This is a genomic window from Streptomyces virginiae (assembly GCF_040638905.1).
Taxonomy (GTDB): Bacteria; Actinomycetota; Actinomycetes; order Streptomycetales; family Streptomycetaceae; genus Streptomyces; species Streptomyces virginiae_B.
In genome coordinates this window covers 1-26,690 of the sequence record NZ_JBEZYV010000012.1, presented here as the reverse complement: position 1 = coordinate 26,690, position 26,690 = coordinate 1, and the positions used below count along the sequence as shown (strand labels likewise).

The 26,690-nt window shown below is 72.5% G+C and carries 30 protein-coding genes and 1 riboswitch; of the genes, 13 read left to right on the top strand and 17 right to left on the bottom strand.

The genetic code is table 11. From position 1 onward, the window contains the following. Positions 1-5: 5 nt before the first annotated feature. Positions 6-191 carry a hypothetical protein gene (locus AB0F82_RS18860; RefSeq protein ID WP_362628905.1) on the bottom strand — a complete coding sequence of 62 codons (186 nt, stop codon included), beginning with the start codon at positions 189-191 and terminating at the stop codon, positions 6-8. 451 nt (positions 192-642) lie between these two features. Between AB0F82_RS18860 and AB0F82_RS18855 the strand changes: the two genes are divergently transcribed. Then, the gene (locus AB0F82_RS18855; protein ID WP_362629204.1) at positions 643-2,616 is read left to right on the top strand and encodes a HelD family protein; all 1,974 of its coding nucleotides are present in this window, start codon (positions 643-645) and stop codon (positions 2,614-2,616) included. 15 nt (positions 2,617-2,631) lie between these two features. Here the strand turns inward: AB0F82_RS18855 and AB0F82_RS18850 are convergent, their stop codons facing one another. Continuing rightward, on the bottom strand, positions 2,632-3,339 hold the full coding sequence (locus AB0F82_RS18850) for a copper homeostasis protein CutC (RefSeq protein WP_362628903.1): 708 nt from the start codon (positions 3,337-3,339) through the stop codon (positions 2,632-2,634). Positions 3,340-3,449: 110 nt separating this feature from the next. On the opposite strand from AB0F82_RS18850, the gene AB0F82_RS18845 reads away from it, so the two are divergent. Together AB0F82_RS18845 and AB0F82_RS18840 are read left to right on the top strand one after the other, a co-directional pair. Next, positions 3,450-4,124, top strand: coding sequence for an HD domain-containing protein (locus tag AB0F82_RS18845; RefSeq protein ID WP_362628900.1), 675 nt, complete (start codon positions 3,450-3,452; stop codon positions 4,122-4,124). A gap of 73 nt (positions 4,125-4,197) precedes the next feature. Continuing rightward, positions 4,198-5,409: a Cmx/CmrA family chloramphenicol efflux MFS transporter gene (locus AB0F82_RS18840; RefSeq protein WP_362629201.1), complete on the top strand. Its 1,212-nt coding sequence runs from the start codon at positions 4,198-4,200 to the stop codon at positions 5,407-5,409. A gap of 9 nt (positions 5,410-5,418) precedes the next feature. Here the strand turns inward: AB0F82_RS18840 and AB0F82_RS38715 are convergent, their stop codons facing one another. Then, positions 5,419-5,799, bottom strand: a complete 381-nt coding sequence (locus tag AB0F82_RS38715; protein ID WP_436842114.1) for a hypothetical protein — start codon at positions 5,797-5,799, stop codon at positions 5,419-5,421. Positions 5,800-6,160: 361 nt separating this feature from the next. Here AB0F82_RS38715 and AB0F82_RS18830 point away from each other — a divergent pair, with 361 nt between their 5' ends. Next, a complete protein-coding gene (locus tag AB0F82_RS18830; RefSeq protein WP_362628897.1) occupies positions 6,161-7,390 on the top strand; it encodes a serine hydrolase domain-containing protein in 1,230 nt (409 codons plus the stop codon). Between the two features lie 26 nt (positions 7,391-7,416). Here AB0F82_RS18830 and AB0F82_RS18825 read toward each other — a convergent pair whose 3' ends face one another. Together AB0F82_RS18825 and AB0F82_RS18820 are read right to left on the bottom strand one after the other, a co-directional pair. Next, positions 7,417-7,686, bottom strand: a complete 270-nt coding sequence (locus AB0F82_RS18825) for a DUF4031 domain-containing protein (RefSeq protein ID WP_030037438.1) — start codon at positions 7,684-7,686, stop codon at positions 7,417-7,419. A gap of 7 nt (positions 7,687-7,693) precedes the next feature. Further along, a complete protein-coding gene (locus tag AB0F82_RS18820) occupies positions 7,694-8,068 on the bottom strand; it encodes a hypothetical protein (protein WP_356814068.1) in 375 nt (124 codons plus the stop codon). A gap of 586 nt (positions 8,069-8,654) precedes the next feature. On the opposite strand from AB0F82_RS18820, the gene murQ reads away from it, so the two are divergent. From murQ to AB0F82_RS18805, 3 genes are read left to right on the top strand one after another with little or no spacing between them, the layout of a single operon-like run. Further along, positions 8,655-9,584 (top strand): N-acetylmuramic acid 6-phosphate etherase, encoded by a 930-nt coding sequence (murQ, locus tag AB0F82_RS18815; RefSeq protein WP_362628892.1) that lies wholly within the window; start codon positions 8,655-8,657, stop codon positions 9,582-9,584. Between the two features lie 30 nt (positions 9,585-9,614). Further along, positions 9,615-11,120, top strand: coding sequence for a PTS transporter subunit EIIC (locus AB0F82_RS18810; protein ID WP_362628889.1), 1,506 nt, complete (start codon positions 9,615-9,617; stop codon positions 11,118-11,120). Between the two features lie 47 nt (positions 11,121-11,167). Continuing rightward, positions 11,168-11,755, top strand: a complete 588-nt coding sequence (locus AB0F82_RS18805; RefSeq protein WP_362628886.1) for a GNAT family N-acetyltransferase — start codon at positions 11,168-11,170, stop codon at positions 11,753-11,755. Between the two features lie 40 nt (positions 11,756-11,795). Here AB0F82_RS18805 and AB0F82_RS18800 read toward each other — a convergent pair whose 3' ends face one another. From AB0F82_RS18800 to AB0F82_RS18790, 3 genes are all read right to left on the bottom strand, one after another. Further along, positions 11,796-11,957 (bottom strand): hypothetical protein, encoded by a 162-nt coding sequence (locus AB0F82_RS18800; protein WP_362628884.1) that lies wholly within the window; start codon positions 11,955-11,957, stop codon positions 11,796-11,798. Positions 11,958-11,999: 42 nt separating this feature from the next. Continuing rightward, positions 12,000-12,419: an amidase gene (locus AB0F82_RS18795; protein ID WP_362628881.1), complete on the bottom strand. Its 420-nt coding sequence runs from the start codon at positions 12,417-12,419 to the stop codon at positions 12,000-12,002. 95 nt (positions 12,420-12,514) lie between these two features. Then, entirely contained in the window at positions 12,515-12,733 is a 219-nt protein-coding gene (locus AB0F82_RS18790) for a hypothetical protein (RefSeq protein WP_362628878.1), read from the bottom strand. Between the two features lie 115 nt (positions 12,734-12,848). On the opposite strand from AB0F82_RS18790, the gene AB0F82_RS18785 reads away from it, so the two are divergent. Both AB0F82_RS18785 and AB0F82_RS18780 read left to right on the top strand, forming a co-directional pair. Then, positions 12,849-13,676: a helix-turn-helix domain-containing protein gene (locus AB0F82_RS18785; protein WP_030902195.1), complete on the top strand. Its 828-nt coding sequence runs from the start codon at positions 12,849-12,851 to the stop codon at positions 13,674-13,676. Further along, positions 13,669-13,884 (top strand): DUF397 domain-containing protein, encoded by a 216-nt coding sequence (locus tag AB0F82_RS18780; RefSeq protein WP_362628874.1) that lies wholly within the window; start codon positions 13,669-13,671, stop codon positions 13,882-13,884. Before AB0F82_RS18785 ends, AB0F82_RS18780 begins: the two co-directional genes overlap by 8 nt. On the opposite strand, the gene AB0F82_RS18775 is transcribed toward AB0F82_RS18780, so the two are convergent. After that, positions 13,871-15,265 (bottom strand): outer membrane protein assembly factor BamB family protein, encoded by a 1,395-nt coding sequence (locus AB0F82_RS18775; RefSeq protein ID WP_362628871.1) that lies wholly within the window; start codon positions 15,263-15,265, stop codon positions 13,871-13,873. The genes AB0F82_RS18780 and AB0F82_RS18775 overlap by 14 nt on opposite strands. A gap of 19 nt (positions 15,266-15,284) precedes the next feature. Continuing rightward, on the bottom strand, positions 15,285-15,422 hold the full coding sequence (locus AB0F82_RS18770) for a S8 family serine peptidase (RefSeq protein ID WP_362628868.1): 138 nt from the start codon (positions 15,420-15,422) through the stop codon (positions 15,285-15,287). Positions 15,423-15,560: 138 nt separating this feature from the next. Here AB0F82_RS18770 and AB0F82_RS18765 point away from each other — a divergent pair, with 138 nt between their 5' ends. Continuing rightward, on the top strand, positions 15,561-15,908 hold the full coding sequence (locus AB0F82_RS18765) for a protease inhibitor I9 family protein (RefSeq protein WP_362628865.1): 348 nt from the start codon (positions 15,561-15,563) through the stop codon (positions 15,906-15,908). Between the two features lie 138 nt (positions 15,909-16,046). Beyond that, on the top strand, positions 16,047-17,750 hold the full coding sequence (locus AB0F82_RS18760; protein ID WP_362628862.1) for a serine/threonine-protein kinase: 1,704 nt from the start codon (positions 16,047-16,049) through the stop codon (positions 17,748-17,750). 27 nt (positions 17,751-17,777) lie between these two features. Here AB0F82_RS18760 and AB0F82_RS18755 read toward each other — a convergent pair whose 3' ends face one another. The 7 genes from AB0F82_RS18755 to thrC all read right to left on the bottom strand — a co-directional run bounded on the left by AB0F82_RS18755 (position 17,778) and on the right by thrC (position 23,761). Further along, positions 17,778-17,960 (bottom strand): hypothetical protein, encoded by a 183-nt coding sequence (locus AB0F82_RS18755; protein WP_356814057.1) that lies wholly within the window; start codon positions 17,958-17,960, stop codon positions 17,778-17,780. Positions 17,961-18,149: 189 nt separating this feature from the next. Beyond that, entirely contained in the window at positions 18,150-18,752 is a 603-nt protein-coding gene (locus AB0F82_RS18750) for a phosphoribosylanthranilate isomerase (RefSeq protein WP_356814056.1), read from the bottom strand. Between the two features lie 33 nt (positions 18,753-18,785). Next, positions 18,786-19,325 (bottom strand): hypothetical protein, encoded by a 540-nt coding sequence (locus tag AB0F82_RS18745; protein WP_362628858.1) that lies wholly within the window; start codon positions 19,323-19,325, stop codon positions 18,786-18,788. Between the two features lie 235 nt (positions 19,326-19,560). Continuing rightward, entirely contained in the window at positions 19,561-21,183 is a 1,623-nt protein-coding gene (gene groL, locus AB0F82_RS18740) for a chaperonin GroEL (protein WP_356814054.1), read from the bottom strand. 384 nt (positions 21,184-21,567) lie between these two features. Further along, positions 21,568-21,774 (bottom strand): cold-shock protein, encoded by a 207-nt coding sequence (locus AB0F82_RS18735; protein WP_030009783.1) that lies wholly within the window; start codon positions 21,772-21,774, stop codon positions 21,568-21,570. A 397-nt stretch (positions 21,775-22,171) separates the two neighbouring features. After that, on the bottom strand, positions 22,172-22,450 hold the full coding sequence (locus AB0F82_RS18730; RefSeq protein WP_356814053.1) for a MoaD/ThiS family protein: 279 nt from the start codon (positions 22,448-22,450) through the stop codon (positions 22,172-22,174). Between the two features lie 36 nt (positions 22,451-22,486). Then, on the bottom strand, positions 22,487-23,761 hold the full coding sequence (thrC, locus tag AB0F82_RS18725) for a threonine synthase (protein WP_356814052.1): 1,275 nt from the start codon (positions 23,759-23,761) through the stop codon (positions 22,487-22,489). Positions 23,762-23,778: 17 nt separating this feature from the next. After that, positions 23,779-23,936: riboswitch (SAM riboswitch) on the bottom strand. Positions 23,937-24,121: 185 nt separating this feature from the next. Between thrC and AB0F82_RS18720 the strand changes: the two genes are divergently transcribed. Together AB0F82_RS18720 and AB0F82_RS18715 are read left to right on the top strand one after the other, a co-directional pair. Next, positions 24,122-25,072: a glucosyl-3-phosphoglycerate synthase gene (locus tag AB0F82_RS18720; RefSeq protein WP_362629198.1), complete on the top strand. Its 951-nt coding sequence runs from the start codon at positions 24,122-24,124 to the stop codon at positions 25,070-25,072. A gap of 47 nt (positions 25,073-25,119) precedes the next feature. Further along, positions 25,120-26,577 (top strand): alpha,alpha-trehalose-phosphate synthase (UDP-forming), encoded by a 1,458-nt coding sequence (locus AB0F82_RS18715; RefSeq protein ID WP_356814051.1) that lies wholly within the window; start codon positions 25,120-25,122, stop codon positions 26,575-26,577. Positions 26,578-26,690: the final 113 nt, after the last annotated feature.

Below are 26,690 nucleotides of genomic sequence, written 5' to 3'. Positions count from 1 at the left end.
GGCCGTCAGCGACGTATGACGCCCGCGTCCTCGGCGTACTCGCCCAGCACGACGACGCTCACCGCGGCCGTCACGAACACCTTCGCGGCGTGCAGCACGCTGCCGAGGCGGTGGCGGGGAGTGGAGTCGGAGATGGCGGTGGCGCCGCTCGGGCGGCCGCCCCGGATCGGGGTGAAGGTTGCGGTGCTCATACATCCATGGTGCGCCGCCGCCACCCGATCCACATCGCTCTGCGGAGCCAATCCCAAGGCCCCCCGCCTCATCCTCCCGTCGCATGCCGTCCCCTAGGGAGTTCCGGCCTGATCGACAAGACACTCCCTGCCGGGCCTCCCGAAGGCCTGACACTCCCGGGTACGACACCCATACGGAGGTCCCGCCCGGACGGACTTCGGGCCCGTTGAATTCGTTCGCGCGGACGCGCCCCGCTGACTACAATCTCCGCTCTTGCCGCCTCCCACCGCCTCATCGGGGAGAGCCGCCCGCCGGCCGGAAACCGGGGGCATCTGTTCCGTACCAGCAGCTGGAGGCAGTCCCGTGCCCGCGCACGCTCCCGACACCACCCCCGACGACGCGACCTCGCCCGCCGACCCGCTGGGCCGCGAACGGGCCCACCTCGCCGCCTCGCGTTCGGCCCTGCGCGCCATGCGCGAGGACGTCGAGGCCCTCGACATCCGCGACGTCACCGCGAACTGGGTCAACGCGATCGTCCTCCAGGCCCAGATCGACGACCGCATCAAGGCCCTCGCCGACCTCGCCCACACGCCCCTCTTCTTCGGCCGCCTCGACTACCTCCACGCCCCCGGCGCCGAGCTCGCCGAAGGCGCGGGGGGCGAGCAGTTCTACATCGGCCGCCGCCACGTCCACGACGCCGACGGCGACCCGATGGTCATCGACTGGCGCGCACCCGTCTCCCAGCCGTTCTACCGGGCCTCCAAGAAGGACCCGCAGGACATCGCCCTGCGCCGCCGCTTCGGCTACACGGGCGGCGAACTCACCGCGTACGAGGACGAGCACCTCTCCGACCCCGCCGAGGCCGCCGCGGTCAGCAAGCTGCTCCAGCAGGAGATCGAGCGGCCGCGCGTCGGCCCCATGCGCGACATCGTCGCGACGATCCAGCCCGAACAGGACGAGATCGTCCGCTCCGGCCTGTCCGGCTCCGTCTGCGTCCAGGGAGGCCCCGGCACCGGGAAGACCGCCGTCGGCCTGCACCGCGTGGCGTACCTGCTCTACGCCCACCGCGAGCGCCTCGCCCGCACCGGCACCCTCGTCATCGGGCCGAACCGTTCCTTCCTGCACTACATCGAGCAGGTCCTGCCGGCCCTGGGCGAGCTGGAGGTCAAGCAGGCCACCGTCGACGACCTGGTCGCCCGCGAGGGCCTGGAGGTACGCGGCACCGACCCGGCCGAGACCGCCGTCGTCAAGGGCGACGCCCGCATGGCGGAGGTGCTGCGCCGCGCGGTCCGCTCGCACGTCGGCCGCCCCACGGAGCCGCTGATGGTGGTCCGCGGCTCACGCCGCTGGCGCGTGCCGGCCTACGAGCTGGAGGAGATGGTCGAGGAGCTGCAGAACCGCGACATCCGCTACGGCGCCGCCCGTGACGCCCTCCCCCAGCGCATCGCGCACGCCGTCCTGGTCCGCATGGAACAGGCCGGCGAGGCTCCCGACGACCGCGTACAGGACGCGGTGGCGCGCAACGCGGCCGTGAAGGCGGCGGTGAAGGAGATCTGGCCGCCCGTCGAACCGGCGAAGCTGGTCCTGCGCCTCCTCTCCGACCCGGACTTCCTCGCCGTCCACGCGCAGGACGTCCTGACGGCGGGCGAACAGAAACTCCTGCTGTGGCCCAAGCCGTTCCGGAGCGTGAAGTCGGCGAAGTGGTCGGCGGCGGACCTGGTTCTCATCGACGAGGCCGCCGACCTGGTGGAACGCACGCCCTCGCTCGGCCACGTCGTCCTCGATGAGGCCCAGGACCTCTCCCCCATGCAGTACCGGGCGGTGGGACGGCGCTGCACGACCGGCTCGGCGACGGTCCTCGGCGACCTCGCGCAGGGCACCACGCCGTGGGCCACGCGCAGCTGGGACGAGGCCCTGGCGCACCTGGGCAAGCCGCAGGCGGTGCTGGAGGAGCTGACGGCGGGCTTCCGCGTGCCGCGCGAGGTGATCGCCTACGCCTCCCGCCTGCTGCCGGAGATCTCCCCGGGCCTGGCCCCGGTCTCCTCGGTCCGTGAGACTCCGGGCTCGCTGCGGGTGACGGCGACGGACGACCTGACCGCATCGGTGGTCCGGGCCTGCCGCGAATCCCTGACCCGTGAGGGCTCGATCGGCCTGATCGCGGCTGACGCCCGCATCCCCGTCCTGGCCGAGGCCCTGCTGGCGGCGGACCTGCCGTACCTGTCGCCCGGCGAGGAGACGACCGCGGAGTCCCGCCTGACCCTGGTCCCGGCATCGCTGGCGAAGGGCCTGGAGTACGACTACGTCGTACTCGACGAGCCGGCGGCGATCGTCGACGGCGAACCGGACGAACGGACCGGCCTGCGCCGCCTGTACGTCTGCCTCACCCGAGCCGTCTCGGGCCTGACAGCCCTCCACGCCACCCCCCTCCCCCCAGCCCTGACCTGACCCCGGCCCCCGCCCTCAAACGCCGGCGGGGCTGGATTCGTCCAGTGCAGCGCGCCATTCGGCGACCGCCGACGCCGAGACCGGCCGGGCCCAGCCGTCGGGCCGCGCCGCCCCGCCGATGTGGAACGCGTCGACCCCGCCCGCCCGCAGCACCGGCAGGTGGGCGAGCGTCAGGCCGCCGCCGACGAGGATCCGCGCCCCGTACCCCGGCTCGCCACCCCGCCCCGCCTCCGCGAGCAGCACCGCCAGACCCTCGTCGACCCCGGCCGCCGAGCCCGCCGTCAGGTAGGTGTCGAGGCCGGGCAGGTCGGCCAGCGCCTTGCGCAGCTGGTCCCGGTCCGCCGCGCGGTCGATCGCCCGGTGGAAGGTCCACGGGCAGCCGTCCAGCTCCGCGACGACCGCCTCGACGGCGGCCAGATCGGGGCTGCCGTCCGCGCGCAGGAAGCCGAGGACGAACTCCCGCGCGCCCTCCGCCCGCAGCCGACGCGCCGTCGCGGCCAGGACCGAGACGTCCCCCGCGGCGAAGCCGTCCGCCGTGCGGATCATCACGCGCAGCGGGATGTCGACCGCCGCCCGGATCGCCGCGAACGTCTCGCGCGCCGGGGTGAGCCCGTCGGCGGCCATGTCGGTGACCAGCTCCAGTCGATCGGCCCCACCGGCCTGGGCCGCGACCGCGTCCTCCACGTCGAGGGCGATCACCTCCAGGAGCGCACGGTTGCTCATTCGATCCCATCCTTCGAGAAGCCACACAAAATAGGTCTAGTCCAATACCCAGGGTACGTTCCTCCGGCCGCGCTCCACCAGCACAATCACGCCACCCCCACAATGTGCGCATGGACATAGGCACCCCGCACACCGACACGACGGACCTCCGCGCCCGCTGGCGGGCCGCCGTCGCCGAGGCCGGCGCCCCCGCCGACCGCGATCCCGACCCCTACGCCGACCGCCTCCTCGCCGCCTGGGCGGAGCCGCAGCGCCGCTACCACACCACCGCGCACCTGGCCGACGTACTCGCACGGATCGACGTACTGGCCCCCTACGCCGCCGACCCCGCCGCCGTCCGGCTCGCCGCCTGGTTCCACGACGCCGTCTACCGTCCCGACCGCTCCGAGAACGAGGAGCGCAGCGCCGCCCTGGCCGAGCGCGCCCTCCCCGAGCTGGGCGTCGACGCCGCCCGCACCGCCGAGGTGGCCCGCCTGGTCCGGCTCACCGTCACCCACGACCCCGCCCCCGGCGACACCGACGGCGAGGTGCTCTGCGACGCGGACCTGGCGGTGCTGGCCGGCTCCGCGCAGGCGTACGCCGCCTACGCCGCCGCCGTCCGCGACGAGTACGGCTTCGTCCCCGACGACGCCTTCCGCGCCGGCCGAGCCGCCGTACTGCGCCAGCTCCTCGACCTGCCGCGGCTCTTCCGCACCCCCTACGGCACGGCGCACTGGGAGGCCCCGGCCCGCGCGAACCTGGCCGCCGAGCTCGCCACCCTGACCGCACAGCCGTCACAGGAATGACACACCCGGGGGAATTCAAGCGCGTTCGCACGGGTTGGTGACAGTCATGCCCGCAGTCGCCGCACGCCCCCGCATGCCCGTCGCCGTCTACGTCCTCGGCCTGTCCGTCTTCGCACTCGGCACCAGCGAGTTCATGCTCTCCGGGCTGCTGCCGCCGATCGCCGACGACATGGGCGTCAGCATCCCGCAGGCGGGTCTGCTCATCTCCGCGTTCGCGATCGGCATGGTCATCGGCGCTCCCCTGCTGGCCGTGGCCACCCTGCGCCTCCCCCGCCGCACCACCCTCATCGCCCTGATCAGCCTCTTCGGCCTCGGCCAGGTCGCGGGCGCGCTGGCCCCCTCCTACGAGCTCCTCTTCGCCTCCCGCGTGGTCGCGGCCTTCGCCTGCGCCGGCTTCTGGGCCGTCGGCGCGGCCGTGGCCATCGCCATGGTCGACAAGGACCAGCGCGCCCGCGCGATGGCCGTGATGATCGGCGGCCTGTCCATCGCCAACGTCCTCGGCGTCCCGGCCGGCGCGTTCCTCGGCGAGCACCTGGGCTGGCGCTCCGCGTTCTGGTCAGTTGCCGCGGCCTCCGCGGTCGCCCTCGCCGGCATCCTCGCCCTGATCCCCCGGATCCCGCTGCCCAGCGAGAGGCCGACGCTCCGCCGCGAGCTGCGCATCTACGGCGACCGCCAGGTGTGGCTCGCGATCGGCATCACCGCCCTGGGGGCGGGCGGCGTCTTCTGCGCCTTCAGCTACCTGTCGCCGCTGCTCACGGACGTGGCCGGGCTGGACTCGAAGTGGGTCCCGTGGATCCTCGGCCTCTTCGGGATCGGCGCGCTCGTCGGCACGACCATCGGCGGCCGGGTCGCCGACGCGCACCTGTTCGGCGTGATGATCTGGGGCATCACCGCCTCCACCGTCTTCCTGACCGTACTCGCCCTCCTGGCCCCGGTCGCCGTCGCCGCGATCACGCTGTCCTTCCTGCTGGGCGTCTCGGCGTTCTTCACCGCCCCGGCACTCAACGCCCGCATGTTCAACGTGGCCGGTGCCGCGCCGACGCTGGCCGGAGCCACCACCACGGCCGCCTTCAACCTCGGCAACACCGGCGGCCCCTGGCTCGGCGGCACCGTCATCGACGCGGGTCTGAACTTCTCCGCGACCGCCTGGGCCGGCGCCGCCATGACGGTGACCGCGATCGCCCTCGCCGTGACCGCCCTGCGCCTGGACCGCCGTACGCCGCCGCGGGCGACCCGCGTCGTGGCCGGCAGCAGCGCCACCGCCCCGGTGACCACCCGCGCCTGACGGCGCCCGCTACCCGCCCCCGAAGATCGCGTCGGCCGAGGGCGCGGTCACGGCCCGCCGGAGCCAGCGGCCCAGGGTCTCGGCGTCACCGCAGCCGGTGATTCGCTCACGAACCGCCTCCGGAACATCGATACCCCGCTCCGCCAGAACGGCCAGGACGTCCTCGACCGCGCGACCCTGGATGTGGACGGCCAGGCCGATGGCCAGCAGCGACAGCTCGGCGTGCTGGGCGAGGTGGTTGCCGATCACCGTGAAACGGCTGGTGTGGCGGGAGTTGTCGTGGATGACGCCGCCGGAGCGGTTGGGCGCTCGGGTGCCCCGGGAAGGGTGGTTTTGCCCGCCGTTACGGGGCTGGGCGTGCGGGCGCACGCTGGTGTTCTGGGTATCCATCGGGAAGGGCTGCTTCCTCGGTGGTCAGGCCCCCGCACTGGGATTCGCAGTCCCGGCGGGGGCCGACGCATGTCAGGGTGATGTGGTCTGTCGCGCTGAGCGTAGATCAGGCAACCCGCCCCGAAGCCAGTCAAGTTGGCCTTTTTCGCTCAAGCGAGTGAGTGCGTGCCACGGGCGGGAGGGGTGGGGTGTGGTGTGGTCCTTTCTCTCGTGTTCTTGAGTTCTGGGAGCGTCCCCGCCACCGGCGTCCCAGCGCACGGGCGCCGGTCCCGGTCGCCGCCCCGGACCCGCCTTCCTACGATGGGAAGGTCGGCTCGGGGATCCGGATACCGCTCGGGGACGTGCGTCAGAGGTGATCTGCATGGGCCGGTACCGCACGCCCACCGTCTTGGCCGCCGCCTCCCTCCTGCTGACCGCGCTGTGCGCGGGTCAGGCGCCCGCCGCCGCCCCGCCGGGCCGGGTCGGCATCGACGACGTGATCGCCGAGAAGCTCGACGACGCGATCACCGCGGCCATGCGGGAGGCCGGCATCCCCGGCGTGGGCGTCGGCTTGTGGATCGACGGCGACGAGGCCTACGTGCGCGCCTTCGGCACCTCCGACAAGACCACCGGCGCGCCCGTCAAGACCGACATGCACACCCGCATCGGCAGCGTCACCAAGACCTTCGCCGTCACCGGCGTCCTCCAGCTCGTCGACGACGGGAAGGTACGGCTCGACGCGCCGATCTCGACGTACCTCGACGGCGTGCCCGGCGGCGACCGCATCACCGTCCGGCAGCTCGCCGAGATGCGCAGCGGCCTCTACAACTACACCGAGGACCCGCGCTGGATGGCCGCCTTCAAGGCCGACCCGTACCGCGCCTGGACCCCGCAGCAGCTGCTGGACATCGCCTTCCGGCACCCCGCCGACTTCCCGCCTGGCGCGCGCTGGGAGTACTCCAACACCAACACCATCCTGCTCGGCCTGCTCGTGGAGAAGGTCAGCGGGCAGCCCCTGCACACCTACCTGGAGCAGCACGTCTTCGCGCCCGCAGGCCTGGACGCGACGTCGCTGCCGACCGGCGCCGCGATCACCAGCCCGTACGTGCACGGCTACACGAACTTCACCCCGGACGGCGCGACCGTCGACGCCTCCCAGTGGAACCCGTCCTGGGGCTGGGCGGCCGGCGCGATGATCTCCACCATCGACGACCTGCACAGCTGGGTCCCGACCCTGGTCAGCGGGCGGCTGCCGGACGGCGACCGGCTCCTGGAGCGGGACACCCAGGCCCAGCGGCTGCGCATGCTGCCCACCGGGCACCCCGACGTGGGCTACGGGCTCGGCATCGCCGAACTCGACGGCTGGATCGGCCACAACGGCGAGCTGCCCGGCTACGAGACCGTCGCCGTCCGGCTCCCGCAGGCCCGCGCCACCATGGTGATCGTGGTGAACTCCGACGTCGACGGGAAGTTCGGCAGCCTGAGCTCCCTCATCGCCAACAGGATCACCAAGATCGTGACCCCGGAGCACGTCTGGGACCTCCCGGCCGCGGCCCAGCCCGACCCGGTACCGTCCGCGTCGCCCGCACCGCCCGCACCGCCCGCGTCGTAGAAGCCGTAGGTCCGTTCGCCCCGGTCCTAAGCCGCCGGCCGGCCCTTCGGGCGGCGCAGGCCGGCCGCGGTGAGGCGGCGGACGAGTTCCTTGCTGCCGACCTCCACCGCACCCGCCCCGACCGCGTCGGCGTACCGGTACGAGGGCACGTCGTAGTGGTCCCGCTCGAAGGCCCGCGGCGGACAGCCGATGCCCGCTGCGAAGGCGTGCAGCTCCTCGTACGAGACGTCGCTGACCAGGTGCGACCACATACGGCCGTGGCCCGGCCAGGTCGGCGGGTCGATGTAGACGGTCATCGGCGGCTCACCTGAGGCCGAGGACCGGGCCGAGGCCGCCGACCGCGGCCACTCTCACGCCCGCCTCCGAGCACACCCAGTGCGGGTCGGGTCCCAGCTCCGGCTCCACGTCCAGCGCGTGCGGATCGCCGTGGTGGCAGACCGGGCACAGCGGCCAGCGCCCGTACTTCTCCAGCAGCGAGTCCTGCACGTCCTGGGCGACGAGCCCCGGGAGGTAGTCGACACCCTCCGGCCACTGCTCCACCCACCACCGGCGGTGCGTGACCGAGTCCTCGACGAGGGAGACGACATCGGCATCGGCGACCTCACCTGCGGCGAGATCGGCGAGCACGAGTGCGCGGGCGACGTGCAGCGCCTGTTCCAGGGGGGTCGTGTGGTCCATGGGCCCATTGTGAACCTGCCGGGTGCCGGTGAAGAAGGCCCGCCTGCCGTGGGCCCAATGGCGGATTGACCCCCACCCCGCCTGAAAATAGCTTTCAGGCGTGACCAAGGAGCCGAAAAGGAACTCCCGGCCGCCCGCCCGGAGGCCCACCCCGGGTCCCTTCCCACGCCCGCAGGACCACCGCCGCAGACCCCCGGGCCGAGGGGCGGGCCGCCCGCGCGGCAGCCGACGCGGAGGCCGCCCCGGCGCCCACCCGGGCGGTGCGGCGCGGGCTTCGGCGGTGCGGGGCCGGGGCCGGCCCCGGCCCCGGCGCGGCGAACCCCGTGCAGGCCGCCCCGGCGCCCACCAGGGCGGTGCGGCACGGCGGGCTGCCGCGGGAGCTGCCCAGGACGCCGCGCCGGCCTCCCTGCCACAGCGCAAACGCCACGAGCACCCCCGCGGCGGAAGCCACCACAGCACCCGACGCCCGGCGGCAGGCCGCCCGTCCCGAGGAACCGCCGCCCCCGCCACCGACCGGCACCGCACTCGCCCGCCGGACCCCGCCCACACCCCCACCGCCGAACCGACCGCCGGAGGCCCCCCGCCCATGACCGCGTACGCCGAACTCCGCGCCCAGCTGGAGACGCTGACCACCGAGGCCTTCCGTCCCGAACTCGCCGAGATCGACCGGCTGTCCACCCTCGACATCGCCCGCACCATGAACGCCGAGGACGCCACCGTCCCGGCCGCCGTCGCCGCCGAGCTGCCGCGGATCGCCGCCGCCATCGACGCGATCGCGGAGCGGATGGTCCGCGGCGGCCGCCTCGTCTACGCGGGCGCCGGCACCGCCGGCCGGATGGGCGTCCTGGACGCCAGCGAGTGCCCGCCCACCTTCAACACCGACCCGGCCGACGTCGTCGGCCTGATCGCGGGCGGCCCCTCCGCCATGGTCAAGGCCGTCGAGGGCGCCGAGGACTCCCCGCAGCTGGCCGCCGAGGACCTCGCCGCGCTGCGGATCGGACCGGAGGACACCGTCATCGGCATCTCCGCCTCCGGCCGCACCCCGTACGCGATCGGCGCCGTCGAGTCCGCCCGCGGCCGCGGCGCGCTCACCGTCGGCCTGTCCTGCAACGCCGGCTCCGCGCTCGCCGCCGCGGCCGACCACGGCATCGAGGTCGTCGTCGGCCCCGAACTCCTCACCGGTTCCACCCGTCTGAAGGCCGGTACCGCGCAGAAGCTCGTCCTCAACCTCATCTCGACGATCACCATGATCCGCCTGGGCAAGACCTACGGGAACCTCATGGTGGACATGCGCTCCTCCAACGAGAAGCTGCGCGCCCGCGCCCGCCGCATCGTGGCCCTGGCCACCGGCGCTCCCGACGAGGAGATCGAGGCCGCGCTGACCGCAACCGGCGGCGAGGTCAAGAACGCCATCCTCGTCGTCCTCGGCGAGGTCGACGGCCCGGCCGCCGCCGAACTCCTCGCCGCCTCCCGCGGCCACCTCCGCGCGGCCCTCGCCCACGCCCGGACCCGCTGACCCACCCCCTACGGCAAGGCGACCACCACCATGTCCACTGAGTCCCCTGAGTCCCCTGACAAGAACCGCGCCACGGCCGCCGCGATCCTCCCCCTGGTCGGCGGCCCGGACAACGTCACCTCGATCGCGCACTGCATGACCCGCCTGCGCATCTCGCTGCGCGACCGCTCGCTCGTCCAGGACGAGGCCCTCAAGGCCCTCCCGGCGGTGCTGGGCGTGGTGGAGGACGACACCTACCAGATCGTGCTCGGCCCGGGCGCCGTCGCCCGCGTCACCCCGCAGTTCGAGGCGCTGGTCGAGGAGGGCCGCTCGGCGGCGCCCCCCGCCGCCGCCCACCCGGTCACCGCCGCCGAACTCGCCGCGCAGGGAGCGGCCCTGAAGGAGGCACAGAAGGCACGCAACGCCACCCCCTTCAAACTGATGCTGCGCCGCATCGCGAACATCTTCGTGCCGCTGATCCCGGCCCTCATCGGCTGCGGGATCATCGCCGGCCTGGGCGGCCTGCTCACGAACCTCGACCGGCTGCCCTCCGTCGTCCCGGCGCTCACCGCGATCGCGTCCGGCTTCATGTCGCTGATCGCGGTGTTCGTCGGCCACAACACCGCCAAGGAGTTCGGCGGCACCCCGATCCTGGGCGGCGCGGTCGCCGCCATCATCGTCTTCCCGGGCGTCGCGAAGATCACCGCCTTCGGGACGGAGCTCAGGCCCGGCCAGGGCGGCGTCCTCGGCGCGCTCGCGGCCGCCCTGCTCGCCGTGTACGTGGAGAAGCGCTGCCGGCGCCTGGTCCCGGAGGCCCTGGACGTCCTGGTCACCCCCACCCTCACCGTGCTGATCGCGGGCCTGGTCACCCTCTTCGGCCTGATGTTCCTCGCCGGTGAGGCCTCCGCCGCCATCGGCACCTTCGCCGACCGGCTGCTGTCCACCGGCGGCGCGTTCGCAGGACTGGTCCTGGGCGGGCTCTTCCTGCCGCTGGTGATGCTCGGCCTGCACCAGGCCCTGATCCCCATCCACACCACGCTCATCGAGCAGTCCGGCCACACCGTCCTGCTGCCGATCCTCGCCATGGCGGGCGCGGGCCAGGTCGGCGCGGCCATCGCCGTCCACTGCCGGCTCCCGCGCAACGGCTCGCTCCGCGCCACCATCAAGTCCGCCCTCCCGGCGGGCTTCCTCGGTGTCGGCGAACCGCTGATCTACGGCGTCTCCCTGCCGCTCGGCCGCCCCTTCGTCACCGCCTGCGTCGGCGGCGCGGCCGGCGGTGCCTTCGTCGGCCTCTTCAACCAGCTGGGCATCGCCTTCGGATCCACCGCCATCGGCCCCTCCGGTTGGGCCCTCTTCCCCCTGCTGGACGGCAGCTCGAACCTGGGCGTCACCGTCACGATCTACGCGGGCGGCCTGCTGACCGGCTACCTCGTCGGTTTCGCCGCCACCTATTTCTTCGGCTTCACCCGCCAGATGCTGGCCGACCTCAACACCGACCCGGACCCGGACGGCCCGGACCCGGTGACCGGCCCCCCGAAGGAACCGGCCCTGGCCTGACGCCCGCCCTCCGCCCGTCTCCGCGAAGCAACGGGCATGATCGGATCATGATCGACTCCATACCCCCCGTGGTCCCGCCCGGCCGGATGCGCGAACTGCCGCACCCGGAGCTCGCCCTCCCCGGCGGGATGCGCCTGCGCCCCTGGACCGCGGACGACGCCCCCGCGCTCGTGGCGGCCCACCACGACCCGGACATCCGGCACTGGAACCGCCCAAGCCACCTCGACCTGGCCGGGGCCGAGGAGCGGATCGCCCTCTGGCGCGACCGCTGGCAGGCGGAGAACGCCGGAATCTGGGCGATCGCCCCCGACGGCGGCCGGGCCGTCGGCCTCATCGGCATCGCCGACATCGACCTGGCGGGCGGCAGCGGCGAGATCCTCTACTGGCTGCTGCCCGCCGGGCGCGGCTCCGGCGTCATGGTGAAGGCCGCCGACCGCCTCACCCGCTGGGCCTTCGACGACCTCGGCCTGCACCGCGTGCGCATCACACACTCCGTCGCCAACCCGGCCTCCTGCGCCGTCGCGACGAAGGCCGGCTTCCCCCTGGAGGGCACCATGCGCGGCGCCCTCCTCCACGCGGACGGCTGGCACGACGAACACCTCCACGCCCGCCTCCGCACGGACGCCACCCCTTAGGGGGTGTCGCGCCGATCATGCCGGGCCCGCGGCGCCCCGGCTACGGGACGGACCCGTGTTTCACCACCCACTCCACAGACTGACCTGGGACCTTGACGATGCCGTCGTAGTCGGTGTCGTAGGCCTGCACCTCGATGGCGCGTTCGCCGATCTCGTCGGTGAGCGGAAGCCGGCCGAAGCCTCGGCGTACGGATCGGATCACTTTGCATGCCATCTTGTCGGCGAGCGGGCGAGTCCGCCCCTCTCACGCTCCGGCCTCGTCCGCTCCGCCTGCCGTCCGCAGGAAGCGGGCCAGGTCGTCCACCGAATAGCCGACGTGCGGCCCACGGTCGGCCGCCATCAGCAGCAGCCGCCCGACGTTCAACGCGCCCCGGTCGCCGGGGCCGTCGGCGCCCAGCCCGGACATCAGCAGCCCGTACTCGTCCCGGATCTCGGCACACGTCGCGGCCACGGCGTCCAGCAGCCGCCCGCCGGGCCGCTCGCAACGCAGCGTGAAGCAGCCCTCGGACTCGTCCACCACGCAGCCCTGCGGCGGCCGCGCCCGGAGCGCGTCGTGGCGTGGAGCGTCCTCACCGCCGTGGACCAGCGTGAACCGCTGCCACCCCGGCGGCGGAGGAGCCGGCGGCCCACCTCTCCACCCGGCGTCGGCGAGGTCCCTTTCCAATCAGCACAGCTTCCAGGCCAGCTCGAACTCCCAGCTCCGCGCCACCTCGAAGAACCCCTCCAGCGCCGCCTCCACCCGGGGCCGGTCGCACCCGCTCACGGGTGGGCCCGCTCGTGGAGCACGGCGGCCAGCCGGAGCGCGGTGTCCAGGTTGCAGCGGCCCAGGTCGACCAGCGGCAGCCCGTACGCACCGGCCGCCGAGACCCGTTCAACACCCAGGGAGGGGAACACGACGCCCACCCCGCCAAGGGCCTCCTTCAGTTCCCGTACGGCCTCCTCGGCCGCCCGGATCCGTTCCGCAGGCGTGAGCACCATGACATGTCACCTTTCTACTCTGAGTGATCTGGTTCTGCACACAGAGTGGTGATCGGCTGGCTAGCCTTCCAAGGAAGCACCGAGAACAACCCCACCTGTTGGCCTTGGAGTTGCCATGGCAGGTAAGAACCTCGACCCGTCCTCCTCACCCCGCGCCCTGCTCGGCGCCGAACTGCGCGTGGCGCGCGAAGCCGCGGGACTGAGCCAGGCCGAGCTCGGCGAACCGCTTTTCGTGAGCGGTTCGTTCATCGGCCAACTCGAAGCGGGCACGCGCCGGATGCACATCGAATTCGCCCGCCAGATAGACGACATCCTCAGCACGAACGGCTTCTTCGTCCGCAACTGCGGCGCGGCGGCCAAGTCCAAGTACCCGGACCACTTCGCCGAGGCGGCCGAGGCCGAAGCCATGGCGAAGACCATCCGCGACTACGCGCCGCAGCTCATCCCTGGCCTGCTACAGACCGAGGCATACGCGCGGGCGGTATGTCGCGCCTACCAGCCGACCGCACCAGAGCAGGTGATCGACGAGCTGGTCGAAAGCCGCTTGGCTCGCGCATCGCTCCTCGTTGATCCAACTACTCCACTGTTGTGGTGCGTGTTTGACGAAGCGGTCATCCGCCGCGAAGTCGGCAGTCGCAAGGTAATGGCCGAAGCCCTGCGGCACATCATTGCTCTGGTCCGAACGCACCGGATCATCGTCCAGGTGATTCCGTTCAGCGCGGGCGCGCACGCGGGGATGATGGGGCTCCTCAAGCTGATGTCCTTCGATGACGCCCCCCAGCTGTCCTACGCCGAAGGCAACGGAACCGGGCGGCTGTTCGACGATCCGGCCACGGTTGCCCGCCACGTGCTGAACTACGATCTGCTCACGGCCAGTGCACTCTCGCCTCGGGAATCATTGACCGTGATCGAGTCCGCGGCGAAGGATTACGAGCATGCCTGAATACGACCTGTCAGCGGCCATATGGCACAAGTCCAGCTACAGCGGCGGTGACGGCGGCGAGTGCCTGGAGATGGCCACCTGGCCGAAGTACACCCACTGCGAGGCCGGCGGCAGCGCGACGGTGCCTGTACGGGACTCAAAGGTGCCTGGCGGGCCGAACCTCACTTTCAGCGGGCCCGCCTGGAAGGCGTTCCTCACCAGCCTGTGACCCGCTTCAGGGCCACATACGACGGCAGGTCTCCCGCCGGGTCGAGGTTCACGAACGTGTAGCCCTCGGTGCCCGTCGGGTAGATCTCGAACCGGCGGCCCAGCGGGACGTCCCGCAGGATCGTGGGCTCGGCCTTCGCCCTGCCCGTGGTCCCGTCCAGGTGCCACAGCTGCGTCCGCGCGGCGGTCGACGTCACCACGTCGACCCCGCCCCGGGCGCGGCCCCGCGCGAGGCCGAGGACGGTGGCCCCGTCGAGCCCGGCGTGCCATACGCGGCGGCCGTCCAGCAGCGAGTACGCCGAGACCCCCGGGACCTTGCCCTTCACCGGGAGGACCAGCAGATCACCGCTGACCAGCGGGCCCGGTTCCGCGAGGAGGTCCTCCTCCGGTCCCGACACCGGCACCGCGCCGCGCTCCCGCCCCGCGTCGTCGAACAACCGCACCGAGTCGCCCGCGCGCAGCGCGATCGGCCGTGCCGACAGCACGCGCAGCTCACCCGAGGGGTTCCGCAGCGGGGTCTGCCAGGCCGGGGTGCCGGTCCGCGCGTCCAGGGACGTCAGCCGCGCCGTGCCGGCGCCGGGGCAGTCCTCCACGTACAGGATCCGGTCGGCGGCCCCGTCGAGCGCGCGGACCCGGCAGCCGGACGGCACCGGCATCCGCCAGCGTTCCTCACCGCCGCGCAGGGCCAGGCCGAGCAGGGCGCCGTCCGTGACGACGGCGGCCGTGCCGTCCACCACCGCCACCGGCGGTGAGTCCACGTCGGCTGAGGGCGCCGCGGGGAGGTCCTTGGCCCACAGTTCGTCGTCCTGACGCAGGTCCACGGCCGACACCCGTGTGCCGCAGCCGCCCGGGGTCCGCGCGGCCGCGACCAGTCCGACGCCGTCCGCGACCGTCCGGCTCAGGGCGCAGAAGACGGTGCCCTCGGGGGCGGCCTGCCCGCCGGCCGAGCGGCCCTCGCCGTTGTAGATGCGCAGGCCGTCCGTGCGGGCCCGTACGAGGCCCGCCGAGGGGAGCTGCCAGGCGCCCAAGGGCCGGGCCGGCTCCGGGTTCTCCGCCTGCCACCAGCTCCACGCGTACGCCTGCGGGCCGCGCATCCAGGCGTACCCCTGCCAGGCGGGCCACAGCGCGACCAGCGCGACGGCCGCCGCCACCCAGCGGATCCACCCACGTCGGCCGTCGCGCCCCCGGGCCAGCAGCACGTACGCGAGGAGCCCCAGGGCGGGGGTGAGCAGCAGCAGCCAGCCCCTTCCCCGGGTCCACTCGACGAAAGCCATCCGCCCGAGCAGTACCAGGTACAGCACAGTCACGGCGGCGACCGCCACGCCGGAGACGAACAGGGCGGGCGGTAGCCACCGCACGCCCTGAGATGTGCGCTTGTCCATGATCCCCCTTGGCCACAGCCTAGTCGGCGTGCTTGTCGGGGGGCCGGTCACCGAGGTCCGGGCCAGCGCTCGGGTGCGCCTGCTCGCAGAGGGCGGCGACGCCCGCGACGTGCGGGGCGGCCATCGACGTGCCGTCGGGCCTACGGCCCGGCCGCACGGCCGTCGGCCGCCCCGGCAAAATCACCCGTACGGTCCGCCGCCACCTCAGGGGGCGCACGGGCGGCGCGCCCCGCGTGCACCCGCCACGCCCGCGGAGGTCTTTGACCGGCCCGGCCGTGCGTGATGCCCTCCACCCATGCGCATCCTCCTGAGCCGAGCGGGCCGCACCCTGCCCGCTGCCGTCGCCGTCCTTGCCGCCCCCACCGCCCTGCCCGTGGCCGCGGCCACCGCCGCCGTGGCCGCGCCCGTATCCCGTGCGGCCGCCGCTGACGAAGCCCCGTACATCGTCACCGTCCACCAGGACATCGATCCGGCGAGGGTCGCCGGGATGGTCGGGGCCTCCCCGGACTACGTCTACAGCACCGCCCTGCACGGCTTCTCCGCCCGGCTGAGCCCCGGGCAGGTCATGGCCCTGCACGTCATCCCCGGGGTGGAGTCCGTACAGGAGGACGGCGGCGTGTCCTCCTTCGACACGGCCGACTGACCGCACCCGACATCCGTCCGGCCCGCCCCCGGCCCGCCCGGCCGCACCGGATCCCCGGCATCGCCCCGTACCCGCCCGGCGCTTAGGGTTACGTGGATCAACTCATCGGTTGGTCCGGTAGGGATCGGGGGGAGACCGATGAACAGCGCGACCGAGGTGTTCCAGCCGCTGCGGGCTGACGATCCGCAGACCGTGGGCGGTTACCGCCTCGCCGCCCGGCTCGGGTCGGGGGGCATGGGCCGGGTCTACCTGTCGCACACCCAGGGAGGCCGCCCCGTCGCCCTCAAGGTGGTGCATCCCGAGCTGGCCGAGGACCCGGCCTTCCGGCGGCGCTTCCGCCGGGAGGTGGAGGCCGCGCGGCGGGTCCGGGGGGCGTACACCGCCGAGCTGATCGACGCCGACGCGGAGGCGGCCCCGCCCTGGCTGGCCACCGTGTACGTGCCCGGCCCCTCGCTGTCGGAGGCCGTCGCCCGGCGCGGGCCGCTGCCGGACGCCGCCGTGGTGTGGCTGATGGCGGGCGTGGCCGAGGCCCTCGTGGCCGTCCACGCCGCGGGCGTCGTGCACCGCGACCTGAAGCCGTCGAACGTACTGCTGGCCGCCGACGGCCCCCGCGTCATCGACTTCGGCATCTCGCAGGCCTCCGGCCTCACCGCCACCGCCACGGGCAACACCATCGGCACGCCCCAGTACATGGCCCCCGAACAGGGGCTGGCGGGCGAGACCACGCCGGCCACCGACGTCTTCGCGCTGGGCCAGACGGCGGCGTTCGCGGCACTGGGCAAGCCGCTGTACGGGGACGGCCCCTCCATGACCGTGCTGTTCCGGATCGTCCACTCCAAACCCGACCTGACCCAACTGCCGGAACCGCTGCGGCCGCTGTTCGCACTGTGCCTGGCCACCGCCCCGGAGGAGCGGGCCACCCCGGCGGAGATCCTGGCGTGGTGCCGCGAGTACCTGGGCGACGAGGCCGTCGCGGGCGGCGGACCGGCCGTCTGGCGGGAGGTCGCGGGCCTGGAGGAGGAGATACCGGATCCGGTCGCCCGGCCCGCCGCGGCGACGACGTGGGGGGACGAGGCGCCGGGGGCCGGCGCGGGTCACGTGACGGCCGCCCCGGCCGGAGCCCCGGCACTGGCACCGGCACCGGGGCACGCGACGTCGTCGGGCGCGGCGGCGGAAGCGGACGCGCAGGCACAGGCACCGGCACCGGCTGGGGCGCAGGCGGGCGCTCCGGCGGCGGTCCACAAGCGGCGGCGCACCGCGCGGGTCGCCGGCGTGGTGGCGATGACCGGCGCGCTGACGCTCGCGGGCCTGGGCTGGAAGCTGATGGACGGGACGGACCGGGCGGCCGGACGGGAGGGCGCCGCGACCACGTCGTCCGGCCCGGCGGCGACGCCGGCCGGCACCGCCCCCACGCCCACCCCCACTCCGACGCCGAGCGCCTCACAGCCGCCCAAGCCCGTCCCGTACCCCGGGCTGGAGCTGAACGAGGAGAACTCGATCAGCTTCAAGGAGCCCGTCCAGCACGAGGACGGTGACCGCACCGGGGACATCCGCATGAAGTGCGGTCTCGCCAGCGGCTGCCGCATGGAGAGCGACGCCAGCGTGTTCTCCATGCCCCAGAAGGCGGGCACCGGCAACCTCGAAACGTGCCGCGAAGAGCTGGAGTTCGCGAAGAAGAACGACCTGACGCTGCACGTCCTGGCGGCCGGCAGCGAGGTCTGCGTCCGGCACCCCTCGGGGGACATCGCGCTGTTCGTCATCGGGATCAAGTCCGCCCCGGGCCTGTCGAAGGACCCCAGCTGGCTCAGGGCCGACATGACGATCTGGCGCGCGGCTTCCTGACGCACTCCCCCGCGGCGGCGGGCGGTGTCACACCGCCCCGTGCGGCGCCTCAGCGTCGAGGGCCACCACGAGGAAGGCGTCCCTGTCGAGGTCCATCACGACGGTCGCCCGCTGCCCGCGCTCCCGGCACCTGGCCGCGTACTCCTCGGCGGGCCAACTGCCGTAAGGGTCACCGGCGGGAAAGGAGTTCAGCACCTTCGTACGGCGCACCGCTTCCACCTCCTGAACGACGAAGCGTCCTCACCGCCCTGGTGCCCCGTGCGCCGGATCCCATGCGGCGCGCCCGATCCCGTGACCGTGCCGATCGCCCCCACGGGGCCACAGCCCTCAGGGAGTGTCGTCAAAGTAGCGGCGGCCGCCCGAAGGGCCGCCGGCCGGGCGGGACTTCGACGACACGACCTAGGCTCCGCGCACCGCCTCGACGAAGGCGCGGATCAGCTCCGGCGACTTGACGCCGCGCTCCCGCTCGACGCCGCTGGACACGTCCACGCCCCACGCCCCGGTGACCGCGAGCGCCTCGCGCACGTTGCCCGGGTTCAGCCCGCCGGCCAGCAGCCACCGCCCCTCGGGCGCGATGAAGTCGGCCGACCCCCAGTTCCACGGCTTGCCGGAGCCGGGGTCGGGGGCGTCGAGCAGCAGCAGGTCCTCGCCGTACTCGCCGCAGCGCTCCACCCGCTCGGCGGTGGCCCGCAGCAGGGTGCGGCCCTCGGCGCGCAACGCCGCGAAGTCGCCGGGGCCCTCCTCGCCGTGCAGCTGCACGCCCCGTACGCCGCTCTCCTCGGTGAAGCGGCGCACCTCCTCGACGGACTGGCCGCGGAACACCCCGACGGTCAGCACCGAGTCCGGGACCCGGGCCGCCAGCTCGCGCGCGGTCGCGGCGTCGACCGTGCGTGGGCTGCCGGGGGCGAACACGAACCCGACGGCGTCGGCCCCGGCCGCCACCGCCGCAGCGACGTCCGGCGCGGTCCTGAGCCCGCAGATCTTGACGAAGAGGTCAGCCATGCGTCCAGCCTATGCGGACCGGCCCGGCCCCGGTCAGCGGCCGATCTGCACGGGCCCGAGCACGGTCCCGCCGACGAGGGCCGCGAGATGGGCGGCGCCCGCGTCGTCGGCGGTCGCGAAGTGCACGTAGACGGTGTGCCGCCCGTCGGGATGCTCCTCGTTGAGGTCCAGCTCCACCCGCTGGTTCGTCGGATCGGCCGACGAGGACGGTATCCCGGGCACGTCCGGCCAGGCCCCCCGCCACAGCATCGTGGCCGCCCCGCCGCGCAGCGCCCGCAGGAACGCCTGTTCCACCGGCCCGGGAGCCGCGTACGCGTCGACGGTCAGCGGCAGCGCCGCCGCCAGCTCCCGGTCGTCGCGCGGCAGTTCGGCACCCAGGTACCAGGTGTCCGCCGCCGCCCAGTAGTCCGACGGATCGAACATGCCCGTCGGCAGCAGCGCCGCCATCCCGCGGGCCTCCGCGACGCTCTCCGTCCGCGCGCACAGCCACATTTCCGGTTCGAGCGGCCTCATCCGCCCGCACAACAGCCGGGCCCGCCGGTACGCCTCACCGAGGTCGTCAGTCCGGTACACGGGGTACGCCCGCGAACTCCCCATCCCCCGTTCAGCCCCGCCCTGGATCGACGGGATCGGTGGTGCGCGGGACGGGAGAAGCGACGGATTGGCCCATGGGCCGTACGGTCACACAGCCCGACCCACCCCGGCCAGCGGTTTTCCCGCCTCCGGGCCGGCGCGGGAACGCCCGAGGGCGGCACCCCCGTGGGGGTGCCGCCCTCGTTCGAGAACAGCCGATCAACCAACAGGCCGATCAGAAGTCCATGTCGCCGCCCGGCATGCCGCCCGGGGCGCCGGCGCCGGCCTTCTCGGGCTTGTCGGCGATGACGGCCTCGGTGGTGAGGAACAGCGCGGCGATGGACGCGGCGTTCTGCAGGGCAGAGCGCGTGACCTTCGCCGGGTCGATGATGCCCTCGGCGATCATGTCGACGTACTCGCCGGTCGCGGCGTTCAGGCCGTGACCGATCGGAAGGTTGCGCACCTTCTCGACGACGACGCCGCCTTCGAGACCACCGTTGACGGCGATCTGCTTCAGCGGGGCCTCCAGCGCGAGCTTCACGGCGTTGGCGCCGGTCGCCTCGTCACCCTCCAGCTCCAGCTTCTCGAAGACCGCGGAGGCCTGCAGCAGGGCCACGCCACCACCGGCGACGATGCCCTCCTCGACGGCCGCCTTCGCGTTGCGAACGGCGTCCTCGATGCGGTGCTTGCGCTCCTTGAGCTCGACCTCGGTCGCGGCACCGGCCTTGATGACGGCCACGCCGCCGGCCAGCTTCGCGAGGCGCTCCTGGAGCTTCTCGCGGTCGTAGTCCGAGTCGGAGTTCTCGATCTCGGCGCGGATCTGGTTCACGCGACCGGCGACCTGGTCGCTTTCACCGGCACCGTCGACGATGGTCGTCTCGTCCTTGGTGATGACGACCTTGCGGGCGCGGCCGAGCAGGTCCAGGCCCGCGTTCTCGAGCTTGAGGCCGACCTCCTCGGAGATGACCGTGCCGCCCGTGAGGATGGCGATGTCACCGAGCATGGCCTTGCGGCGGTCGCCGAAGCCCGGGGCCTTGACGGCGACGGACTTGAAGGTGCCGCGGATCTTGTTGACGACCAGGGTCGACAGGGCCTCGCCCTCGACGTCCTCGGCGATGATCAGCAGCGGCTTGCCGGACTGCATGACCTTCTCCAGGAGCGGCAGCAGGTCCTTGACCGAGCCGATCTTGGAGTTGACGATCAGGATGTACGGGTCGTCGAGGGACGACTCCATGCGCTCCATGTCGGTGGCGAAGTACGCCGAGATGTAGCCCTTGTCGAAGCGCATGCCCTCGGTGAGCTCCAGCTCCAGACCGAAGGTCTGGGACTCCTCGACGGTGATGACGCCTTCCTTGCCGACCTTGTCCATGGCCTCGGCGATGAGCTCGCCGATCTGGGTGTCGGCGGCGGAGATGGAGGCCGTGGAAGCGATCTGCTCCTTGGTCTCGACATCCTTGGCCTGGGCGAGCAGGGCGGCGGAGACGGCCTCGACGGCCTTCTCGATTCCACGCTTGAGGGCCATCGGGTTGGCACCGGCGGCCACGTTGCGCAGGCCCTCGCGGACGAGCGCCTGGGCCAGGACGGTGGCGGTGGTCGTACCGTCGCCGGCGACGTCGTCCGTCTTCTTGGCGACTTCCTTGACCAGCTCGGCGCCGATCTTCTCGTACGGGTCCTCGAGCTCGATCTCCTTGGCGATGGAGACACCATCGTTGGTGATCGTGGGGGCGCCCCACTTCTTCTCAAGGACGACGTTGCGACCCTTGGGGCCAAGGGTGACCTTGACGGCGTCGGCGAGCTGGTTCATCCCACGCTCGAGGCCGCGACGGGCCTCCTCGTCGAACGCAATGATCTTGGCCATCTGAAGTGGTCCTCCCGGACAGCGGTGGATTGCTCCCAGGACCGCGCCCGCGCCCGCGACGGACGGCCTGCGTGCCCGGCGGTTCCTTCCCACCGGACCCTGCGGGCCTCACCGACCCGGTCCTCGTTTCAGTAGCACTCTCACTCGTAGAGTGCTAACGCCAATGATTAGCACTCGACCCCCGAGAGTGCAAGCGGCTTCGAAGAAGCCTCGATGAGGGGTGGCGGTCGGGTGACGGGTGGGCGCAAGCGGCTCGGGGGGACGATCCCGGCGCCGTCGGGCGCACACGCGAGGGGCCCACATCCCGTGTCCGGGATGTGGGCCCCTCGTGGATCTTCCGGGTCTTCGACGGAAGACCGAGCGTCGGTGGTCGATGCTCCGGGACTAGCCGAGCGCGAGCTTGACCATGTCCGCCTGCGGACCCTTCTGGCCCTGCGAGATCTCGAACTCGACCCGCTGACCCTCTTCAAGGGTGCGGTACCCGTCCATCTGGATGGCGCTGTAGTGGACGAACACATCCGCACCACCGTCGACCGCGATGAAGCCGTAGCCCTTCTCCGCGTTGAACCACTTGACGGTGCCCTGAGCCATGCCTAACTCCCCTATTACTGGCCCTTGCGCGGGAACGCACTTCGCGTTCCCGGGTCAGAACTTGCGTCGGAACGCGTCGACCGAGGCTGAATGTATCTGCGCGAGTGCTGTCTGCAACAGGTCAATCCGACGAGAAATCTGGACACCGAGAAACATTGAAATAGAGTGAAAATTTGGCATATTCCAGGGCAACTCGGGCCCCGCATATCTCGCCAAAGCCCCATACCGCACCTGCACATTGACCCGATGTCGACCCTCACGCGACCCGTTCATATGCAGCGGGCAAGTCCAGCGGAGGGGACTTCCCCAACTCTACCGTGCCCAATCAAGCAGAATTACCCCCTCCACTTTTAGCGGAGGGGGCAATTTCGGTTTTCGGCCGGGGTTCAGCCCCGGATCAGCAGCCGCCCGCGACGGCCGGGATGATCGAGACGCCGGCGCCGTCCGGCGTCACCGCCTCCAGCCCGCCCTCGAAGCGCACGTCGTCGTCGTTGACGTAGACGTTCACGAAGCGGCGGAGCTTGCCCTGGTCGTCCAGGACCCGCGCGGCGATGCCCGGGTGGTTCTTCTCCAGGGACTCGATGACCTCGGCGAGGGTCGCACCCTCGGCCGGGACCTCGGCCTGACCGGCGGTGTAGGTGCGCAGGATGGTGGGGATGCGGACGTTGACGCTCATGGCGCTACTGCCTTTCCGGTAGTACGTGGAGGGTGGTCAGGCCAGGCCGGCGGCGCGGAACGCGTCCAGGCTGGGGCGGATGGTGGCGGTCTGTCCGCTGTCCGCGGCCACCGCCTCCAGGGTCTTGAGGCCGTCACCGGTGTTGAGGACGACGGTGGTCAGCGCCGGGTCGAGCTGCCCGTTCTCGATGAGCTTCTTCGTCACGCCGACGGTCACGCCGCCCGCGGTCTCGGCGAAGATGCCCTCGGTCTGGGCGAGGATCTTGATGGCCTCGACGACCTGCTCGTCGTTGACGTCCTCGACGAAGCCGCCGGTGCGGCGCGCGATGTCCAGGACGTACGGGCCGTCCGCCGGGTTGCCGATCGCGAGGGACTTGGCGATGGTGTTCGGCTTCTGCGGGCGGACCACGTCGTGACCGGCCTTGAAGGCGGTCGACACCGGGGAGCAGCCCTCGGCCTGGGCTCCGAAGATCTTGTACGGCTTGTCCTCGACGAGGCCGAGCTTGACCAGCTCCTGCAGGCCCTTGTCGATCTTCGTCAGCTGCGAGCCGGACGCGATCGGAATGACGATCTGGTCGGGCAGCTGCCAGCCGAGCTGCTCGCAGATCTCGTACGCCAGGGTCTTGGAGCCCTCGCCGTAGTAGGGGCGCAGGTTGACGTTGACGAAGCCCCAGCCCTCGCCCAGCGGGTCGCCGATGAGCTCGGAGCAGAAGCGGTTGACGTCGTCGTAGTTGCCCTCGATGCCGACCAGGTCGCCGCCGTACACACCGGCCATGACGACCTTGCCCTGCTCCAGGTCGTGCGGGATGAACACGCAGGAGCGGAAACCGGCCCGGGCGGCCGCGGCGCCGACGGCGCCGGCCAGGTTGCCGGTGGAGGAGCAGGACAGGGTGGTGAAGCCGAAGGCGCGGGCGGCCTCGACGGCGATGGCCACGACGCGGTCCTTGAAGGAGTGCGTCGGGTTGCCGGAGTCGTCCTTGACGTACAGCTTGCCGGTGACGCCCAGCTCCTTGGCCAGGTTCGCCGCGTCGACGAGCTTGGTGAAGCCGGGGTTCAGGCTGGGCTTGGACGCCACGTCGGCGGGGACGGGCAGCAGCGGCGCGTAACGCCAGATGTTGTTGGGGCCGGCCTCGATCGCGGCGCGCAGGGCCTCGGGGTCACCGGTCGGGAGCTCGTAGGCGACTTCCAGCGGTCCGAAGCACTCGACGCACGCGAAAATGGGACCGAGCTCGAAGCGGGTACCGCACTCGCGACAGGAAAGGCCGGTGGCAGGTCCGAGATCGACAGAGGTGGCGACAGTCTGTGCAGCCATGATGGCGAGGCCCTTTCTCCTCATCTTCCCCATGGCGCATTTCGCCATGAGACGGAATTGGCACCTTCCCTAGCCGGGGACCTCGCTGACGAGCGCTGCTGCGCGATCGCGAGAACCGACTGGAGGGTTGCCGGGGCTTCAACGGGCCGTGTCCCTCTGCCCCTCTGGATGAGCGGTATGGCACCGGCACACGCGCTCTGTGGCGCGCCGGTGCGTTTGTACGCGGGGGACCCCGGCATGCGGTGGTCCTTCGCGTTGTTCAAGACTGTAACCGAAGGGCCGGGCGGTTGAGACAGCCGTCCGAACCGCGAGATGGATCACATAAAGGCCGATAACGCCGACACGCAGGGAGTGCTGAGAGTGCTGGAAGAGGTGGAGCGCTGGCTGGGCGACCGCTCCTGGTCCGCCGCCGACCGACCGCTCGACCAGCTGCTCGACCTCAAACGGGCGGCCGGGACCACGGTCAGCGTGGTGCTGCCCGCGCTGGACGAGGAGGCGACGGTCGGCGCGATCGTCGAGGTGATCCGGCGTGAGCTGATCGAGGGGCTGCCGGTCCCCCTCGTGGACGAGCTGGTCGTGATCGACTCGGGCTCGGCCGACCGGACGGCCGAGGTCGCGGCGAAGGCCGGCGCCCGGGTGGTGCACCGCGACGAGATCCTGCCGCGGATCCCGGCGCTGCCCGGCAAGGGCGAGGTGCTGTGGCGCTCGCTGCTGGTCACCGGCGGGGACATCGTCTGCTTCGTCGACGCCGACCTGCGGGACTTCTCCGCCTCCTTCGTCTCCGGGATCGTCGGCCCGCTCCTGACCGACCCCGGCGTGCACTTCGTCAAGGCGATGTACGACCGCCCGCTCGGCGACGCACCGGGCCAGGGCGGCCGGGTCACCGAGCTGGTCGCCCGCCCGCTGCTGAACCTCCACTGGCCGCAGCTGGCCGGCTTCGTCCAGCCGCTGGGCGGCGAGTACGCCGTACGGCGCTCGCTGCTGGAGCGCCTGCCCTTCCCCGTCGGCTACGGCGTCGAGCTGGGCCTGCTGGTCGACGCGCTGCACACGGTCGGACTGGACGCGCTGGCCCAGGTGGACGTGGGCGTACGGCTGCACCGCCACCAGGGCGGTCAGGCGTTGGGCCGGATGGCCGCGGCGATCTACCGGACGGCTCAGGTGCGGCTCTCGCGCGGGCACCTCGTACGGCCGGAGCTGACGCAGTTCGAGCGGGGACCGGAGGGCTTCGTGCCACGGACGTACGCGGTGGACACCGAGGAGCGGCCGCCGATGCTGGGCGTTCAGGAGTACGGCCGGCGCCACGTCGCCTGACCGTGTCCATACGTTTGAGCGAGCGCAGGCCGGGCTAGGTTCGCCGCATGGCTTCTCAGGTACTCGTCGCGGCGAACCGCGGCCCGCTCTCCTACGCCCTCTCCGACGACGGCACCCTCAGTGCCCGGCGCGGCGGCGGTGGTCTCGTGTCCGGACTCTCGGCGGCCCTGGCGGAGCAGCCGGGGGCGCTGTGGATCTGCGCGGCGCTGTCGGACGCGGACCGGGAGGCGGTCCGGCGGGACGTCTCCGAACCGGGCGTCCGGATGCTGGACATCGATCCCACGATGTACGACGACGCGTACAACGGCATCGCGAACTCGGTGCTGTGGTTCACCCACCACCACCTGTACGACGTGCCGCGCGAGCCGGTCTTCGACGCGGAGTTCCGGCGCCTGTGGGGCTCGTACGTGGCGTACAACGAGGCCTTCGCGCGCGCCCTCGCCGAGGAGGCGGCGCAGGGGGCCCGTGTGCTGGTGCAGGACTACCACCTGGCCCTGGTCCCGGGGCAGCTGCGGGAACTGCGGCCGGACCTGCGGATCGCACACTTCACGCACACCCCGTGGGCTTCGCAGGAGGTCCTGGGGATGTTGCCCGACGGCATCCGCAGCGAGCTGGTGTGGGGGATGCTCGGCGCGGACGTCGTCGGCTTCCACACCTGGGCCTGGGCGGACGCCTTCATGAGCGGCACGCACCTGGACGACGAACGGGGCGTCGCCGAGCCGAAGTCCGCGGCCGGGACGGAGCCGCCGCACGCGAGGTACGTCCAGAAGAACCCGGCGAGTCCGGTGCGGCACAAGCGGACCGAGGTGGCCGTGTACCCGTTGGGCGTGGACGCCGACGAGCTGCGGGCGCTCGCGCACCGGCCGGAGGTGGACGCGAAGCTGGCGGAGCTGCGGGCGGAGGTCGGGGACCGGAAGACGATCGCCCGGGTGGACCGGACGGAGCTGTCGAAAAACGTCCTGCGCGGCCTGCTGGCCTACCGGGAGCTGCTGGCGGTCCACCCCGAGTGGCGCGGCCGGGTGGTGCACCTGGCCTCGGCCTACCCGTCACGGCAGGACCTGAAGGTGTACCGGGACTACACGGCGGCCGTCTCGGAGCTGGCGGCGGAGATCAACGCGGAGTTCGGCACGGAGGACTGGCAGCCGGTGCTGGTGTCGGTGAAGGACGACTTCGCGCGGTCGTTGGCGGTCTACCGGATGGCGGACGTGGCACTGGTGAACCCGGTGCGGGACGGGATGAACCTGGTGGCGAAGGAGATCCCGGTGGTGTCGGAGGCGGGGTGCGCGGTGGTGCTGTCGACGGGCGCGGGGGCGTACGAGGAGCTCCGCGAGGACGCTCTGACGGTGAACCCGTACGACGTGTCGCAGACGGCGGAGGCGCTGCACGCGGCCCTGGCCATGCCGGTGGCGGAGCGTGCGGAGCGCACCAAGCGGCTGGCCGCCGCCGCGACGGCCCTTCCCCCGGCCCAGTGGTTCACGGCCCAGCTCTCGGCCCTGGAGGCCTGACCCCCTTCAGCCCGCTGGCGTTCGAGGCGCGGGGGTCCGGGGGCGGAGCCCCGACGGCGCCGCTGCCGGGGCTCCTCACCCGGGGCGCCGTCACCCTGGGCGGCGAGCAGCTG

Bases quoted from the DNA above. Each gene is read 5' to 3' on its own strand.
- AB0F82_RS18840 (WP_362629201.1), top strand. From the start codon at position 4,198: ATGCCCGTCGCCGTCTACGTCCTCGGCCTGTCCGTCTTCGCACTCGGC.
- groL (WP_356814054.1), bottom strand. From the start codon at position 21,183: ATGGCCAAGATCATTGCGTTCGACGAGGAGGCCCGTCGCGGCCTCGAG.
- AB0F82_RS18810 (WP_362628889.1), top strand. From the start codon at position 9,615: ATGTCCACTGAGTCCCCTGAGTCCCCTGACAAGAACCGCGCCACGGCC.
- AB0F82_RS18735 (WP_030009783.1), bottom strand. From the start codon at position 21,774: ATGGCTCAGGGCACCGTCAAGTGGTTCAACGCGGAGAAGGGCTACGGC.
- AB0F82_RS18715 (WP_356814051.1), top strand. From the start codon at position 25,120: ATGGCTTCTCAGGTACTCGTCGCGGCGAACCGCGGCCCGCTCTCCTAC.
- AB0F82_RS18785 (WP_030902195.1), top strand. From the start codon at position 12,849: ATGGCAGGTAAGAACCTCGACCCGTCCTCCTCACCCCGCGCCCTGCTC.
- thrC (WP_356814052.1), bottom strand. From the start codon at position 23,761: ATGGCTGCACAGACTGTCGCCACCTCTGTCGATCTCGGACCTGCCACC.
- AB0F82_RS18765 (WP_362628865.1), top strand. From the start codon at position 15,561: ATGCGCATCCTCCTGAGCCGAGCGGGCCGCACCCTGCCCGCTGCCGTC.
- AB0F82_RS18830 (WP_362628897.1), top strand. From the start codon at position 6,161: ATGGGCCGGTACCGCACGCCCACCGTCTTGGCCGCCGCCTCCCTCCTG.
- AB0F82_RS18825 (WP_030037438.1), bottom strand. From the start codon at position 7,686: ATGACCGTCTACATCGACCCGCCGACCTGGCCGGGCCACGGCCGTATG.
- AB0F82_RS18805 (WP_362628886.1), top strand. From the start codon at position 11,168: ATGATCGACTCCATACCCCCCGTGGTCCCGCCCGGCCGGATGCGCGAA.
- AB0F82_RS18790 (WP_362628878.1), bottom strand. From the start codon at position 12,733: ATGGTGCTCACGCCTGCGGAACGGATCCGGGCGGCCGAGGAGGCCGTA.
- AB0F82_RS38715 (WP_436842114.1), bottom strand. From the start codon at position 5,799: ATGGATACCCAGAACACCAGCGTGCGCCCGCACGCCCAGCCCCGTAAC.
- AB0F82_RS18760 (WP_362628862.1), top strand. From the start codon at position 16,047: ATGAACAGCGCGACCGAGGTGTTCCAGCCGCTGCGGGCTGACGATCCG.
- AB0F82_RS18855 (WP_362629204.1), top strand. From the start codon at position 643: ATGCGCGAGGACGTCGAGGCCCTCGACATCCGCGACGTCACCGCGAAC.
- AB0F82_RS18820 (WP_356814068.1), bottom strand. From the start codon at position 8,068: ATGGACCACACGACCCCCCTGGAACAGGCGCTGCACGTCGCCCGCGCA.
- AB0F82_RS18845 (WP_362628900.1), top strand. From the start codon at position 3,450: ATGGACATAGGCACCCCGCACACCGACACGACGGACCTCCGCGCCCGC.
- murQ (WP_362628892.1), top strand. From the start codon at position 8,655: ATGACCGCGTACGCCGAACTCCGCGCCCAGCTGGAGACGCTGACCACC.
- AB0F82_RS18860 (WP_362628905.1), bottom strand. From the start codon at position 191: ATGAGCACCGCAACCTTCACCCCGATCCGGGGCGGCCGCCCGAGCGGC.
- AB0F82_RS18850 (WP_362628903.1), bottom strand. From the start codon at position 3,339: ATGAGCAACCGTGCGCTCCTGGAGGTGATCGCCCTCGACGTGGAGGAC.
- AB0F82_RS18730 (WP_356814053.1), bottom strand. From the start codon at position 22,450: ATGAGCGTCAACGTCCGCATCCCCACCATCCTGCGCACCTACACCGCC.
- AB0F82_RS18750 (WP_356814056.1), bottom strand. From the start codon at position 18,752: ATGGCTGACCTCTTCGTCAAGATCTGCGGGCTCAGGACCGCGCCGGAC.
- AB0F82_RS18780 (WP_362628874.1), top strand. From the start codon at position 13,669: ATGCCTGAATACGACCTGTCAGCGGCCATATGGCACAAGTCCAGCTAC.
- AB0F82_RS18775 (WP_362628871.1), bottom strand. From the start codon at position 15,265: ATGGACAAGCGCACATCTCAGGGCGTGCGGTGGCTACCGCCCGCCCTG.